This window comes from Variovorax sp. J31P207 (genome assembly GCF_030316965.1).
Lineage (GTDB): Bacteria > Pseudomonadota > Gammaproteobacteria > Burkholderiales > Burkholderiaceae_C > Variovorax > Variovorax ginsengisoli_B.
This window is the reverse complement of the sequence record NZ_JASZYN010000001.1, coordinates 42,592-55,896: the sequence shown is the minus strand read 5'-3', so window position 1 is coordinate 55,896 and position 13,305 is coordinate 42,592. Positions and strand designations below refer to the sequence as shown.

Sequence of the window (13,305 nt, the reverse complement as noted above, 5' to 3'; positions counted from 1 at the left end):
GAGTTTGAACCTTCCTATGGGGGGAAGGTCAAGAGAAAGGTCCTGCGCCATTGGGTTGGAGGCACTGGGGATACACCTGTCGGCATATCACCCGCATGGATTTCGCCCACATGCTTGCAGGCGCGCTGAGGCGGCCAGTCCCAGGCACTGCGTTGGCAAAGGCCAGGCAACCTCCTACAATTTTCTCGATGGCCAGTCTCCGCGCATTTCTGCTGTGGTTTGTGGTGCTCGCGGTGCCCTTTCAGGGCTACGCGGCGGCAGCCATGACCTTTTGCGCACCTGAGCCGGCGCACGCGAACTCGGGCGCCGTCCACGACCACAGTCGGCACGATCACGGCGCACAAGGCGCTGAGCATCACCATGCAAAGGTGACCGGCGATGACAGCGCGGGCCACCATGATGCCCTGGGCTCGCACGACGATCCCTCGGACGCGTCTCCCCACAAATGCGGCAATTGCGCCGCGTGTCATTCGGTCGGAATGACGCCGACCCTTGGCACGGCCATTCTTCGCGGTCTGCCTCAGGCCGATTTCGCCGAGCCTCTACGCGTTTTGGCGACCGTGTCACCTAGCGTTCCCCACAAACCACCTCGCGTCTGACCGCGTCTGAACCGTCAGCGATCTTCGGTTGCTGACGCGTCGACGCGCAGGTACCGCTCGTGTGGTCACGCCTTGCCCGGGCTTGACGATGACACGCCGTTCATGAATTTCGCGAGGTCACCATGCTCACTTTCTTGCCAGTCCAGCCGCTGGCTGCCTTGGCGCCGGGCGTTCGGCTCGGCTCGGCTCTGCCCCCTCGATGCCGCAGCCGAAGCTGCGTCCGCATCTTCCCTGCGATCGGTGATGGATGGCCTCAGGCCCTGCGCCGACGAAACCTTGAGGAGAAACCGCAAAGCGGCTGCCACAGCACGTGTCGATCACGCGCGCCGTACAGGCTCTGAAGACTAGGAGGCGAGGATGACGATGCTCAATTGGGCGAGACGGTTGCAGCAGCTGCCGAATGCCCCGGTGCTTCGCTCGGCAATCCTCCGGTTGAAAGCCCAGGAGTTCCTCACGCCGGAAGGATTCTGCAAGTATTTTGGCGTCTTCGAGAGTTTCGACGCGGCACGTGCCTGGCTGCCCCGCAATGATGGATTCGATCATGCGGCATTGGCCCGAGGCTACGATGAGCATGTCCGTCACGTGTTTGCCTATGACTATCCCGTCATGTGGTGGCTTCAGCACGCTTTTGACGATGGCTTCAGAAAGTTGCTGGACATCGGTGGCGCCTATGGCGTGCACTACTATGCCTATCGGCGCTATATCCAAATGCCGGATGACCTGATCTGGGAGGTAGCCGAGTTGCCGGCAATGATCGCCATCGGCAAGGAGTTTGCCGCTCAGAAGGAAACCGCGCTTCGTTTCACTGGCGATGTCCAGGAGGCCGGAAGGCGCGCCAGCATCTGGCTCTCCTCTGGCACCCTCCAGTACATGGACGGAGGTCGACTAAGTCGCTTGCTCGGGGTGTCCGGGGCGCGACCGCCTCACATCCTCCTGAACAAACTTCCAATTTATGAAGGAAGCGACTTCGTCACGGCTCAGAACATCGGCTATGGCTGCTACTCGCCGGTGCAGGTCTACAACCGCGCCAGCTTCATCCGGGAGGTCGAGGACCTTGGCTACACGCTGAGGGACGAATGGAAGGTTCATGAGAGAAGCATGTGGATTCCAGGACACCCGGAGTGCACCGTACAGGCCTTCTCCGGATTCTATTTTTTGCTGGCAGGTTAGTTTCTCTCGTTGCATGGAAAACAAGATGCTACGTTGGCTGCTGTATTGATCTATCGGAGCGCGGCGCCCGAGACTGGCGTCGCTCCGCATCTTGCAGCGCCGTGCCACACCCGAGCAGACCACGGCCGAGATCCGCGCGGAGGTCAAGCGGGTCGGGGACATGGCACTAAAGATCGGTTTGATCCGATGAGGCCGCTCCTGCAGGCACCGAGAGACGCCTATTGCAACAGCGCCGCCGCGGCGGCGCACGCATCCGGTACCACGTCGTAGGTATAGAGGTGCTTGCGGAATTCGGCGTGCGCGGCGAGCGCGGCGTCACGGGTGCTGAGATCGATGTCGGTAGAGTCGAGGCGCAGCCCATTCTGTCGGGCACCCAACTGAATCTGCGCCACACGCTCGCGACGCAATCGCTCGTAGGCAAGCAACGACGCCGGGACCGCCGATGTGTCCACTTGGGCCAGAATCGTCGCGAGCGCCATGCCGTCCTCGATGGCCTGGTTCGCTCCCTGACCCAGATGCGGAAGCATCGGATGTGCCGCGTCGCCGAGCAGCGTCAACCGCCCCCTGGACCAAGCCGGCAACGGCTCGCGGTCATAGAGCGCCCAGCGAAACGTCTTGTCAACCTGCTGGAGGACATCGCCGATGCGGGGGTCCCAGCCTTCGAACTCGCGGCGCAGCACCGCTGGATCGCCAGGCGCGGACCACGATTCCTTCATTTCCTCATCGGTCGGCACAAATCCGACGTAGTTGACCATCGTCCCATGACGAACAGGGAAGACCAGGAAGTGCCTGGACGGACCGGCCCACATTTGCCAGCGGTCCATCGGCCAGTTCGGCAGGCGCACTCGCGAAACCAGACCTCGATAGGAGACGGTGCCGTGAAAAACCGGGCTCGAGGGCGGAAAGACGTAGGGGCGCAGTTCGGAATGTATGCCGTCGGCGGCAACCACAACGTCGGCCTCGGCGATGGCGCCGTTGCCGAATCTGACGCGGGCCACGTCGTCCGTCTGCTCGAAGGCGACGGCACGATGGCTGGTATGGACGATGCCAGCGGGCAGGTGGGCAGCAAGGAAATCGACAAAGTCGGCGCGGTGCATGCCAAACGTCGCGTTCCAGCCGGAGGCATCCGACACCTGCACCGGAGCGATCGGGGTACCGTCGTGGCGAAAGTAGCAGGAGCCGGGACCCACTCGCGCACCCCATCGCTCGACGGCAGGTCCGAGGCCCACACGCTCCAGGTGGCGCACCGCATTCGGCGTCACGAACACACCAGCGCCGATCTCGCCCAGTGCGGACGCCTGTTCAAACACTGAAACGCGCAGCCCCAGTCGGATCAGGGCATTGGCGGCGAACAAGCCGCCAATGCCGCCTCCGATGATCAGCACGTTTGGTCGAGATGCCATTTCAACCCTATCGCGTTGGTCAACAGGGCATTGTGCGAGCATGAAATGCGAAGGGCAACGGCAATTGACGAGGACTTTCTTCCCGCCATGTCGGGCGACTGAGGCGGTTTGGGAAGATCGCGAATGGCCGTTCTGATCCGCCGCTTTCTGCTGTTTTGGCCGGATCGTCAGTTCGCGGCTCTCGGCAGCAGTCGGTGACAGGGGCTTTCGCCCTCCCCTGGTCACCGTACGAGTAGGGAGGTCAGGATTCGGCGTGAGGCCGACGCTCATCCAAAACGCGCGACCGGCAGCGACCAGTCTTGAACGGTCTTTGGCTCCGAGGCGGGCGCAGCCGCCTTGCGTTTGCGAACGCTCGCAATCGGCCGATACGGCCATCGACGACAGACAGCTTCTGGGATAGGTGTCGGCCATGGATGCCCGGCCTGGGCACATTCCTTGTGGCGAAGTTGCCGGAAACCGCGCCCCCATTGCACATGGTGAACGTAGAGCTGATCGGCACGACCCAGGGGCAAGGAGAGTTTGTGAACCGAACCGGGCATTCTCTGCAGAAGTGCGAATCAAGGCGCATCATGGGCTGATGAATTTACAGCTCGGTTTTGAAATCGCCTATCAGTTTCCCCGGCCGACGCCAATGATTCTGACCCTCAGCATTCATTACTCGCGCGCCTCGGATCTCCTGCGCCCGGACCATCTGCTCACGAAGCCGGCCGTACCCACCACCGCGTATCGCGATCTGTTTGGTAACTGGTGCACACGCCTGGTCGCACCCGCGGGCCGCTTTGTATTGAGTACGGATACCTTGATCCACGACAGCGGCGCGCTGGACATCGTCGTGCCCTCGGCGCCGCAGACGCCGGTGGAGTACCTGCCCGAGTCCACCTTGCTCTATCTACTGGGCAGCCGCTACTGCGAAACCGACCTGCTGTCCGATTTTGCTTGGCAGCGCTTCGGGACCGGCCCGACCGGCTGGGGCCGCGTGCAGGCGGTCTGCGATTTCGTGCACCAGCACATCGAGTTCGGCTACCAGCACGCCCGGCGCACCCGTTCGGCCTTTGAAACCTTCAAGGAAGGGCAAGGCGTGTGCCGCGACTATGCGCACCTGGCGGTCACCCTATGCCGCTGCCTGAACATTCCGGCCCGTTATTGCACCGGCTACCTCGGCGATGTTGGGACCCTGCCGCCGTACGGCACGATGGACTTTGCGGGTTGGTTCGAGGCTTTCCTGGGTGACCGCTGGTACACCTTCGACGCGCGCAACAACGTGCCCCGCATCGGCCGGGTGCTGATCGCGCAGGGGCGCGACGCCAGCGACGTGGCGTTGTCCAGCACCTTCGGCCCCAACGAGTTGGACGGATTCAAGGTCTGGTGCGACGAGGTTCACTGATTGAAGAGGAACGCAGCGAACTTCCGTTGTCACCTTGGTGCCGCTGGCCGCTTGGCAGGCAGCCGACGTTGAGCGCCATCATGTCGCCGGTCAGGTCTGGGCCAACGAGAGGTTCTGCGGGGCATTCGCCGAGCGCGCCTGCGATCAACCGACACAGAGACCTTCAGCAGCTTCGTCGCACTCAATCGCGCTGTTCTTGGGAGCAATCTGCGCACCTCCTCGGTCTGGGCCGATTGCGCCAAGGGCGTGAGTCCCACGACCTTCAAGTATGGCGGCGAGGGCAGGTTCGCCGAATGCGCCATCTACGAAAATCCGGCCTGCGAGCGGCAGATGGAATCCTTCGTACGCCGCAACGTGGGCAACTGCACCTCGCGATTCAACACCGATCCCTGCCATAAGCAGTACCACTACACCGACGTCGCAGTGCAACGCGTGGCCTACGAGAAGGGACCGGTCGGAACCACCGACCAGGACGTGGTCTCGGCCATTGCCGCGACCATCGCGGTGCTTCAGGGCAAGCCGTGCCCACCACCCTTCAACATCACGAGCAAGAAGGAGGCATTGCGCCTGCTGTCTCACTACGTCGGCGACATCCATCAGCCGCTGCACGTGGTCGCCGTCTACGTAGATGCCACGGGAAAAGGTAGTGGACCCGGACGAAGGCGCCTTTGATGCGAACACGGAAACGCACGGCGGCAACGACCTTCTCATCGGCTCGAAGAAGCTCCACGGCGAATGGGACGCGGTGACGTCGAGCCTTGCGTCGCAGCCGCCATCGGCGGCCTAGATGAAGCTCGCGCGGGCCGTTCCCGTGACCGAGGGAGACATGTCGGGCTGGTCGACAGCATGGGCGACTGAAACGCTCACCGACGGGAAAGTCGCGTTCGACGGCATCACGTACTCCGCCGAGGATGCCCATCACCGACACGCTATCAACCTGCCCGCCGGCTACGCAAAGATGAAGGCAGATGTCCAGCGCGAGGAGATCGCCAAGGCAGGTGCTCGGCTCGCGCAGGTGCTCACTGCGATCTGGCACTGAGCCACGGCTTCCCGGGCAGACAGCCCTTCGCGTCTGGGGCGGAGTGAGCGAGCGGCAAGCGCACCCGGACTCAGTCGTAGTTCGTGAAGCGGCTTGGGCCTGGGGCGGGCTGTCGCAATGGCGTGTATCGTTGAATGTTCTGAGTCAGCGTGCGCATTGGACTGCGCCCAACGCTCGCAAAGCCGACGAACTCGAGCTGGAACATGATGCGGTTGGTCGCTGTGGCCTGCCCGGTGGTGACGCGTTCCAGCGCCACGCGACCAATCCAGCAGCAACCGTCGTACTCAAGGCCGAGCACACCGTCGGTCAGCTTGCGATCCTGCAAACTGTAGTTCAGACGGCCCACCGCATACCAGCGACCGCCGCTCTGGCCCCGTCCAGGCCCCAAGTCCTTGCCCTTGTCGCCCCACAGGTCATTGAGCGGCCATTGCCAGCTGAGGTCGACCGACTTGGTGCCGTCCTTGGAGGTCGGCGTGCCGGGCGCCTGATAGCTGTAGGCGACGCCGACGGAACGATACGGCCCCGGGTTGTAGCGGGCGCTGAACGCAGAGCGTGCCGACTCGTGCGTGTCCGGGTTGTACTGCAGGATTCCATCCACGCTCCATTTCGGCGACCAGTTGATCTGGGTGCCCAGCAGCACGTCGCTGAGCCGGTCGCTGACTGGCACGCCGCCCGGCAGGGTGACAAGTTGGTCTGCGAAGCGCAGCCGCTGGGCGACACCGAGGCGCGCGGCCTCGGCGCCGGTGTCGGGGTCGATCAAGCGCGTGGTTGCGCCGAGTGTGAGCAGGTTGCTGTCGGAGATGCGGTCGTTGCCGGAGAAGGCGTTCTCCGTGTACACGGTCGCGAAGTTGAAGTTGTTGGCCGCCGAGTCGTAGTTCGGCAACCGGTCTTGGTTGCGGAAGGGCGTGTAGACGTAGAACGCGCGCGGCTCCAGCGTCTGGCGGAACGCGCGACCGAAGAAGGTGGCATCGCGCTCAAACACCATGCCGTTGTCGAGGCTGAAGGTCGGTACCGCCAGGGAGGAGTTGGGTCTCATGATCGGCAGCTCGACCTGGTCCGGCTGGAGCACGGGCGTCTTGAACTGGTAGGCCCGAGCGTTCACCATCACTTTCGGGATGACGAAGGTGCCTGGCGTGAGAAGCGGCCGGCTCAGGGACAGCTGGCTGACAACGCGTTCGCCATTCGGCTGCATTTGCTCGATTGGGTCAGCACGGAATCGCGTGTAGTCGTTGCTAAAAGCCAAGTCAACGCTGCCTCCCCAGTCGTAGCGGTTGTAGTCGGCCGTGATCTGCGGCAGCCGGTCGTAGGGCGGAACAATGGGCGACGGCACATACTGCAAAGTCTGATAACTCTGTGTGCGCGCGACGCCGCTCCAGTTGCCCTTGCGCCAGTTGAGCGAGCCGTCGTTCGAAAGCAGCCGTTGTGTCAGCGATGGTGTCCTAGTGAAGTCGCGCCAGTAGTCGTTGTCACTCACCCGGTTGAGGTTGAGCGTGCCGATCAACGAATCGAAACCGAGGGCGTTGGGGTCGAAGGTTTGCTCGTGATGGGTCCAGAGACCCCAGCGAGAGCTGTTGGGTGGCTTGAAGATCGGCATGTCCTTCAAGGTCGCTTCGCCTTTGCCGAACTTGTCCAGGTAGTCGTTCAGCGCCTTGTTGTACTGTAGCTGGTAGCGAGGTCCAGGCAGTCCGTCGTAAGGCATGTAGTCGAGACGGGCCTCGCCGCCGTACTTCTCCTCCAGATACCGGAACTCGTTGCCGAGGTTGACGCCGCGCTTGCTCATCACTGTGGGATAGAAGGTCGCGTCGCGGTTGGGCGCGATGTTCCAGTAGTACGGCGTGGTGGTCTCAACTCCGTTGATACTATCGATGCCGAAGGTCGGCGACAGCAGACCACTCTTGCGGGCGCCGGTGAGCGGAAAGCTCAAAGACGGAAACGGCGGCGTGCTCATGCCCATGAAGCGCAGCCGCGCGTCGGTGGCGATGCCGACGTTTTCTTCGGTGTCGGTGGTGAGCGTCGCGGCGCTCAGGAGCCATGCGGGCATCCAGCCCGGGTAGTCCTCGGGACGGCATGTGGTGTAGGTCGCAATGCGGGCGACCGACACGTGGCTGTCGATGAAATCGATGCGCTCGGCCTCGCCCTGGCCGCCATTCGCCAGAAAGCGATAGCGCACCCTGTTGAAGAAGCCCTCGAAGGTTTCGAGCTTGAGCTCGAGTTCCGGACCCTCATAGATGTTGCCGGACTGGTTCACGTGCACGCTGCCGCGCGCGTTGATCCGGTCCTCAGGCTGGTCGTGTTCGAGGCGGTCGGCGCGGATCACGGTATCCCCGCGACGCAGCGAGGCATTGCCTTCGACGACCGTTTCCAGGTCGGGGCGGCCGGAGATACGATCGCCGTCCATGAGACTCGGGAGTTGGCCGCGCCGCGAGGCGGGGATGGTTTCTGCGAGCTGCGACGTTCGCCTGAGCGAGAGCGGCGCGTTCAACTCGGCGTCGTGTGCCGAAGCGTCATGCGCATGCAGCAGGGCAAGCGACAGCACCGCCAGCGGTAAAGGCGGGCGGCACCGGGGCCAAGCAGCGCGGGTCGGGTTGGGCATCGGCTCGAAATGAATATCGGGCTTCCCGTGATGCGGCGAACATGTCGGCCACCGCACACGCAGACCAAGCTCGACCCTCACAGCGCGCAGCCGTGTGCGGAAATCCGAGCACGGCCACTTCCCGCGTGTCTAAAGGCGCAAGCGAGCTTGCGCGTCAAGATCGGCTCGTGGCGCGTCTGCCAAGCCCTGGATGCTGTTGCTACCAGCGCACCTTGACCCCGAGAGAACCTTCTGTGGAGGACTTGACCGTCGCATCCCCGCCAACGTTCCAAAGGTGCCCGATTTCGCCGTAGAGGCTGGTTGCGGGCGTCAGCGCCAAGGTCGCTCCGACGGCAGCCTTGGCGTTGCTGTAGCTGCTCCGGTTCGAGTCGATCAATGTGTCCCAAGGGAACGAAGAGGCAATCACTTCGGTACCGGCGCTCCCGCGGTACACGTCCAGGCCCGCATACGGCTGGAAACGTCCTGCACCAGTGGCAAAGTCGCCCTTGACGCGCGCGCCAAGGCGACCGATCCAGCCGCTGGTGTCGGCGTCTGCGCGCCAGCCGCCAAAGCTTGAAGAATCTTCTGCCCGGGTGTTCTGGTAAATCAATTGCGCCTGAGGCTCGATGCTCCAGTGCTCGTTCAAAGCGAAGGATTTGCCGGCCTCGATCGAGGCAGTGAGACTGCTGGCCTTGCCAGAGTCACCGTAGCGCTGGCTGCCACCTTGCAGCACGCTGTCGACGTAGAAGCCGCTCGCATCCTTCCAGGTCGCATAGGCGCCGAGGTAGCGCGACTTCAAGTGATCGCCAAGGCTGTAGTCATCGCGGATCTTGCCGGCGCCGCCCGTGAGGTAGCCCGCATAGACACCCGCGCGCCAGGAACCGTCGGCCCACAGGTCGGTGCCGGCCTGTACGCCCTCCGAATGCGCGCGGCCGGCCCAGTTGAAGTCCCAGTCGGAATATATGCCGCGCGCCCAGGCGCGCCGCACCTGCGTGTCTGAAAGCGGTGCCGAAGAACTTTCATCACCAATGCGCTGATACAGGGTGCCTAGCATCGCCAAGTCGGAGTTGCTTAGCGCGACAGTCGATTGGGCGTGTGCCAATGAGAAAACCATGCATGAGAGACCGGCGGCCAGAACGTGCATGACACGCATTCGTTTGGGGGGCTGAAGAAGCTCTAGATCGCCGAGGTTGACTTTGGGAAGGAGAGGAAGATTCACTAACTTCATTACATGGCTACATGGAAAAGTCGAAGAAGACGGGTCGCTACGAGAACCAGAACCTACGGCTCAAATGGCTAAAAAGCGACGAGTCACCAAGATGAAACATGATCATCGAGCGATTGCTCAGGCGAATGGATCAGACAAGTCTGAAAGTGGGCGCCAATCGATCCTTCGACATCAAAGGTGGCTTAATCTGGCCCGACCAGCATCATTTCTCGACACCTTTTATGTCTGAAGTTACCCACCTCGTCGCGACCATCAAGCGCAAATTGAAAAGTCAGGGGCTCACTTACCGTGACGTAGCCCACGCACTCAAACTATCGGAGCCGACCGTGAAGCGGCTCTTTTCCGGCAAGCGCCTGAGCGTCGAAAGGTTGGCCCGCATAGGTGAGCTCCTGGGATTCACGATGGCTGAACTTCTCGAAGAATCGGCGTCTTCCGTTCGGCAACTGCGCATGCTGACCTGGGATCAAGAGGCGCATTTGGTCTCGGACATGGATCTGATGCTTGTGGCCACGTGCGCGCTCAATCACTGGACGCTGTCGGACATCGTGGCTACCTATCGAATGAGCGAGGCCGAATGCTTGAAGCAACTGCTCGTCCTCGACAGGATGGGCCTGATCGAACTGCTCCCAGGTGATCGAATTCGATTGCGCATCGCGCGCGACTTCGATTGGATTCCCACCGGCCCGATCCAGACATCTTTCGTCAGCAAGGGACTGAGCGACTTCCTTGATTGCAGACTTGATCAGAGTGACACAACCCTGCACTTTTCGCACGGAATGTTGACCGACGCGGCGTTCGCCGAGTTTCAAGGGGACCTGCGCGTGTTGCGTGCCAAACTGGCCAAGCTTCATCAGGAATCGGTCGCTGCGCCTCTGGCGCTGCGACGTGGAACAGGTGTTTTACTCGCGATGCGCGAATGGGAGCCGCGCACATTCGAAGGATTGAGACGCTCGAGCACTCCGTAAGACGGAACAACCTGGCGGCGTCAGCAGCAGTCTTTTCACCTGCGTCCACGAACTGCACAACTTCCTTTTGCTGACGCGGCGTGAGCTTCGGGCGTCGGCCACCGATGCGGCCCACGGCGCGTGCGGCCACCAGCCCGTTGCGCGTGCGTTCGCGAAGCATGGCGCGCTCGAACTCGGCGAACGAGCCGATGATCTGCCTCATCATGCGGCGGGGTGGTATTGCAGTCATAGGCCGCCACTTGCACTCCGGCGACCGCGCCCTCGAAGTACCGAGCGTCCGCTCTGCCAGCCATCGAAGTGGGAGTTCGGGCCCTGACCTCCATTTCGCGGCATGGAACGGCAGCAACCAGCTGAAGCACGCGTTCGAGCTTGGAACGCGGACTGGAACTGTCGGCTACTTGCTCCCCGTCGCGGGGGTCCGCTGTCGGGTACGGCTCATCTCCCGCTGCCGCAGCTACCAACTAACGCGCGATCCGGTATCCGTGAGGCAGGTGTGCGCCAGTATGTTTCCCGCGGCATCGGTGATCTGACCATTTACCGCGCCTGTGAAACTGTTTTCATCCTCGGACAAGGTGCGCGTTCCCTTTGACTTCTGCATGCCGACGAGCGCTCCATCGGGGCTGAATCGATAGAAGACCAGCGTAATGCTGTAGGTCCGACGGGACTCGCGCCTCCAGGTTCCCATTGAAGCGCTCGTCAAGGCGGGAGGGGAATTGCTTCCATATGAAGCCGTGCCTCCAACGTTGAACGTGGACAACCCCTTGAAGCTGGTGATCGCGACGCCGTTATTGCAGTCTCTGACTGTCGCCGTCGACTCCCAGACTCCGACGATGCCCTCCGGGCCTTTCTCTCTTTGACGGTCGTCGTCCGAGGCGAAGGCGTTGCCTTGGATCAGGAGAATTACAGCGAGCGAAACGTTCACACGGGTGAATGTATGGAGGGCGCCGGGCTTGGTCATGAGTTTCTCCTCAAGTTGGGTCGCCGAATTCCAACCCTTTCTCGTGAATCTTTCAAGATGTCTCAAGCATGAGACGACCATCGAGCCCCCATCCCTCGGTCGCCCCCCTGCCCTCGCCCTCAATTCCGTCATCGCATGCATTTCCGGCATCGGATGCGGAGTATTTCAACGAAGGCGCGGAACCCTTCATCAGTGAAGCCACCAGCGCCAAGCAATCACACAGCAAGCTCTGAGTGCATCTCGCAGATCCCCGGCAAGGGGACCCGGGGTGCGAGTGCTGATTGCTACCTCGTGTTCAGGGCCGCAACCACCGCGGCGCCCATCTCCTCAGTTCCCACCCGGGTGCAGCCGGACTGGTAGATGTCCCCGGTGCGCAGCCCGTCGGCCAGCACTCGGCGCACGGCGCGTTCGACGCGCTCCGCGTTGGCCGCCTGATCGAACGACAGGCGAAGCATCATCGCCAGCGAGAGGATCGACGCCAGCGGGTTGGCCAGGTTCTTGCCGGCGATGTCCGGCGCGGTGCCATGCACCGGTTCATAGAGTCCGAAGTTGCCGGCGGCCAGCGACGCCGAAGGAAGCATGCCGATGGAACCCGTGAGCATCGCGGCGGCATCGGACAGGATGTCGCCGAAGATGTTGCCGGTGACGATGACGTCGAACTGCTTCGGCGCGCGCATCAGCTGCATCGCGGCCGCATCGACGAAGAGATGCGTGAGCTCCACGTCGAGATAGTCCCGCCCCACGCGCGTGACCACCTCGCGCCACAGCTGCATGACCTCGAGCACGTTGGCCTTGTCGACCGAGCAGAGGCGGCGCTGGCGCGAGCGCGCGGTGCGGAAGGCGACGTGCGCGACGCGCTCGATCTCCGACTCGGAATAGCGCATGGTGTTGAAGGCCTCGCGCTCGCCCATCTCATTGATGACGCTGCCGCGCGGCTCGCCGAAGTAGACGTCGCCGGTGAGCTCGCGCAGGATCATCAGGTCGAGCCCCTCGACCACCTCCGGCTTGAGGGTGGAGGCGCCTAGGAGTTCGGGGAACAGGAAAGCCGGCCGGAAATTGGCGAACAGGCCGAGCTCCTTGCGCAGCCGCAGCAGGCTGGCGCCTGGCCGCATCATGAATGGAATGGCCTCGTCGCCCGGCATGCCGGCCGAGCCGAAGAGGATGGCGTCGGCCTTGCGTGCGATCTCGCTCGTCGCGGCCGGCAGCGGATCGCCGGCGGCGTCGATGCCGGCCTGGCCGATCGCGGCCTCGACGAGCTCCAATGGCTGGGTGTGGCCCACCACCGCCTTGAGCACCTTGACCGCTTGCGCGGTCACCTCGCGGCCGATCCCGTCGCCGGGCATCACTGCAATCTTCATTTCTGGATCCTTTCTGGAAATTGAGGGGAGGTCATTGCGGCGCGTGGTGGCGTTCGAATTCCTCGATGCGCGCGCGCTGCGTCAGCGTGTAGTCGATCTCGTCCAGGCCCTCCAACAGGCAATGGCGAGCGAAAGGGTCAATGGCGAATGGTTCGGTGCGGCCCTGCGGCCCGGTCACCACCTGGGCTTCCAGGTCCACGCGCAGCTGCGTGCCGGGCGCCGCCAGCAGCGCCGCCAGCAACTCTTCGACCACCGGCTCGGGCAGGCGCACCGGCAGCAAGCCGTTCTTGAGCGCATTGGCGTGGAAGATGTCACCGAAGCTCGGTGCGATCACGGCGCGGAAGCCGCCGTCGTGAAGGGCCCAGACTGCATGTTCGCGCGAGGATCCGCAGCCGAAGTTGTGGCCTGCCACGAGGATCCGGGCCTCCGAGTACACGGCGGCATTGAGCACGAAGTCGGGTCGGCGCTGGCCCAGCGCATCGTGCCGCACGTCGTGGAACAGGTAGTGACCGAAGTTGTCCGAGCGCGGCTTCTGCAGGTAGAGCGCCGGCACGATCTGGTCGGTGTCGATGTTCGCGCGGGCCAGCGGCGCCGCGACGGCTTCAACTTGACTGAAGGCTTGCATGGTT

13 protein-coding genes and 1 pseudogene are annotated in these 13,305 nt (G+C 62.8%); 7 read left to right on the top strand and 7 right to left on the bottom strand.

The genetic code is table 11. The annotated features are described in order from the left end of the window. Positions 1-188 precede the first annotated feature (188 nt). Both QTI68_RS00270 and QTI68_RS00265 read left to right on the top strand, forming a co-directional pair. Entirely contained in the window at positions 189-599 is a 411-nt protein-coding gene (locus QTI68_RS00270) for a hypothetical protein (RefSeq protein ID WP_286518844.1), read from the top strand. Between the two features lie 357 nt (positions 600-956). Continuing rightward, positions 957-1,769, top strand: coding sequence for a methyltransferase, TIGR04325 family (locus tag QTI68_RS00265; protein ID WP_286518843.1), 813 nt, complete (start codon positions 957-959; stop codon positions 1,767-1,769). Positions 1,770-1,987: 218 nt separating this feature from the next. On the opposite strand, the gene QTI68_RS00260 is transcribed toward QTI68_RS00265, so the two are convergent. Beyond that, positions 1,988-3,583, bottom strand: coding sequence for an FAD-dependent monooxygenase (locus QTI68_RS00260; RefSeq protein ID WP_286518842.1), 1,596 nt, complete (start codon positions 3,581-3,583; stop codon positions 1,988-1,990). Positions 3,584-3,749: 166 nt separating this feature from the next. On the opposite strand from QTI68_RS00260, the gene QTI68_RS00255 reads away from it, so the two are divergent. The 4 genes from QTI68_RS00255 (at position 3,750) to QTI68_RS00240 (ending at position 5,595) form a co-directional block, all read left to right on the top strand. Then, on the top strand, positions 3,750-4,556 hold the full coding sequence (locus tag QTI68_RS00255) for a transglutaminase-like domain-containing protein (RefSeq protein WP_286518841.1): 807 nt from the start codon (positions 3,750-3,752) through the stop codon (positions 4,554-4,556). Between the two features lie 246 nt (positions 4,557-4,802). Further along, complete coding sequence (locus QTI68_RS00250; RefSeq protein ID WP_353506384.1) at positions 4,803-5,228, top strand: S1/P1 nuclease; 426 nt, start codon at positions 4,803-4,805, stop codon at positions 5,226-5,228. After that, positions 5,203-5,343 (top strand): hypothetical protein, encoded by a 141-nt coding sequence (locus QTI68_RS00245; RefSeq protein WP_286518840.1) that lies wholly within the window; start codon positions 5,203-5,205, stop codon positions 5,341-5,343. The genes QTI68_RS00250 and QTI68_RS00245 overlap by 26 nt, the downstream gene beginning before the upstream one ends. After that, a complete protein-coding gene (locus tag QTI68_RS00240; RefSeq protein WP_286518839.1) occupies positions 5,344-5,595 on the top strand; it encodes a phospholipase C/P1 nuclease family protein in 252 nt (83 codons plus the stop codon). Positions 5,596-5,665: 70 nt separating this feature from the next. Here the strand turns inward: QTI68_RS00240 and QTI68_RS00235 are convergent, their stop codons facing one another. Both QTI68_RS00235 and QTI68_RS00230 read right to left on the bottom strand, forming a co-directional pair. Further along, complete coding sequence (locus tag QTI68_RS00235) at positions 5,666-8,188, bottom strand: LPS-assembly protein LptD (RefSeq protein WP_286518837.1); 2,523 nt, start codon at positions 8,186-8,188, stop codon at positions 5,666-5,668. A 199-nt stretch (positions 8,189-8,387) separates the two neighbouring features. Next, on the bottom strand, positions 8,388-9,311 hold the full coding sequence (locus QTI68_RS00230; protein ID WP_286518835.1) for an autotransporter outer membrane beta-barrel domain-containing protein: 924 nt from the start codon (positions 9,309-9,311) through the stop codon (positions 8,388-8,390). A 305-nt stretch (positions 9,312-9,616) separates the two neighbouring features. Between QTI68_RS00230 and QTI68_RS00225 the strand changes: the two genes are divergently transcribed. Further along, positions 9,617-10,360: a helix-turn-helix domain-containing protein gene (locus QTI68_RS00225; protein ID WP_286520166.1), complete on the top strand. Its 744-nt coding sequence runs from the start codon at positions 9,617-9,619 to the stop codon at positions 10,358-10,360. Between the two features lie 157 nt (positions 10,361-10,517). Here the strand turns inward: QTI68_RS00225 and QTI68_RS40315 are convergent. The 4 genes and pseudogenes from QTI68_RS40315 to leuD all read right to left on the bottom strand — a co-directional run. Beyond that, positions 10,518-10,562: pseudogene (locus QTI68_RS40315) on the bottom strand (hypothetical protein); the annotation flags it as partial. 252 nt (positions 10,563-10,814) lie between these two features. Continuing rightward, positions 10,815-11,318 (bottom strand): hypothetical protein, encoded by a 504-nt coding sequence (locus QTI68_RS00215; RefSeq protein ID WP_286518833.1) that lies wholly within the window; start codon positions 11,316-11,318, stop codon positions 10,815-10,817. A gap of 284 nt (positions 11,319-11,602) precedes the next feature. Then, positions 11,603-12,676, bottom strand: a complete 1,074-nt coding sequence (gene leuB / locus QTI68_RS00210; protein WP_286518832.1) for a 3-isopropylmalate dehydrogenase — start codon at positions 12,674-12,676, stop codon at positions 11,603-11,605. Between the two features lie 31 nt (positions 12,677-12,707). After that, positions 12,708-13,301, bottom strand: a complete 594-nt coding sequence (leuD, locus tag QTI68_RS00205; RefSeq protein ID WP_286518830.1) for a 3-isopropylmalate dehydratase small subunit — start codon at positions 13,299-13,301, stop codon at positions 12,708-12,710. Positions 13,302-13,305: the final 4 nt, after the last annotated feature.

Coding starts and splice junctions, on each gene's coding strand:
- QTI68_RS00270 (WP_286518844.1), top strand. CDS start 189: ATGGCCAGTCTCCGCGCATTTCTGCTGTGGTTTGTGGTGCTCGCGGTG.
- QTI68_RS00265 (WP_286518843.1), top strand. CDS start 957: ATGACGATGCTCAATTGGGCGAGACGGTTGCAGCAGCTGCCGAATGCC.
- QTI68_RS00260 (WP_286518842.1), bottom strand. CDS start 3,583: ATGGCCGACACCTATCCCAGAAGCTGTCTGTCGTCGATGGCCGTATCG.
- QTI68_RS00255 (WP_286518841.1), top strand. CDS start 3,750: ATGAATTTACAGCTCGGTTTTGAAATCGCCTATCAGTTTCCCCGGCCG.
- QTI68_RS00240 (WP_286518839.1), top strand. CDS start 5,344: ATGAAGCTCGCGCGGGCCGTTCCCGTGACCGAGGGAGACATGTCGGGC.
- QTI68_RS00235 (WP_286518837.1), bottom strand. CDS start 8,188: ATGCCCAACCCGACCCGCGCTGCTTGGCCCCGGTGCCGCCCGCCTTTA.
- QTI68_RS00230 (WP_286518835.1), bottom strand. CDS start 9,311: ATGCACGTTCTGGCCGCCGGTCTCTCATGCATGGTTTTCTCATTGGCA.
- QTI68_RS00225 (WP_286520166.1), top strand. CDS start 9,617: ATGTCTGAAGTTACCCACCTCGTCGCGACCATCAAGCGCAAATTGAAA.
- QTI68_RS00215 (WP_286518833.1), bottom strand. CDS start 11,318: ATGACCAAGCCCGGCGCCCTCCATACATTCACCCGTGTGAACGTTTCG.
- leuB (WP_286518832.1), bottom strand. CDS start 12,676: ATGAAGATTGCAGTGATGCCCGGCGACGGGATCGGCCGCGAGGTGACC.
- leuD (WP_286518830.1), bottom strand. CDS start 13,301: ATGCAAGCCTTCAGTCAAGTTGAAGCCGTCGCGGCGCCGCTGGCCCGC.